This window comes from Corallococcus exercitus (assembly GCF_003611585.1).
Taxonomy (GTDB): Bacteria; Myxococcota; Myxococcia; order Myxococcales; family Myxococcaceae; genus Corallococcus; species Corallococcus exercitus.
Genome location: NZ_RAVW01000858.1, coordinates 1 through 623 on the forward strand (window position 1 = coordinate 1; position 623 = coordinate 623).

The window sequence follows — 623 nt, forward strand, 5'->3', positions numbered from 1 at the left end:
GCTGGGGGTGATGCGCGGGGAGTCGGGCGTGGCGCTGCTGCTCGCGGCGGTGGCGCTCGCGGTCGCGGCGGTGCCGGAGGGGCTGCCCACGGTGGTGACGCTCGCACTCGCGGTGGGCGTGCAACGCATGGTGAAGGGCCACGTGCTGGTGCGACGGATGCAGGCGGTGGAGACGCTGGGCTCCGCCACGGTCATCTGCACGGACAAGACGGGCACGCTCACCCTGGGCATCATGGAGGTGCGCGAGGTGTGGCCCCCGGAGTCCGCGCGGCGCGTGCTGGAGGTGGCGGCGGCGTGCTGCGACGCGGAGCTGCCTGCCGAGGGGCAGGGGGCCGGCGCGGGCGACCCCACGGAGCTGGCGCTGCTCGTGGCCGCGCGGGCGAAGGGCGTGGAGCGCGCGGACGTGGAGCGCGAGCGCCCCCGCGTGTCGGAGCAGCCCTTTGATTCGGACCGGCGGCGCATGAGCATCCTGCGCTCGGACGGCGTGCTCTACGTGAAGGGCGCGCTGGAGGCGCTCCTGCCGCTGTGCAAGCAGGTGCCTCCGGGCGTGACGGAGGCCCTGGCGTCGCTGGCGGGGCGCGCCCTGCGCGTGCTGGCGGTGGCGGAGGGGCGGGGCCCCGAGG

General features: G+C 76.6%; 1 protein-coding gene. It reads left to right on the forward strand.

Annotation, left to right across the window (positions count from 1 at the left end):
* Positions 1 to 623: HAD-IC family P-type ATPase (locus tag D7W79_RS42555; protein ID WP_147442379.1), on the forward strand; the 623-nt coding region annotated here is incomplete at both ends.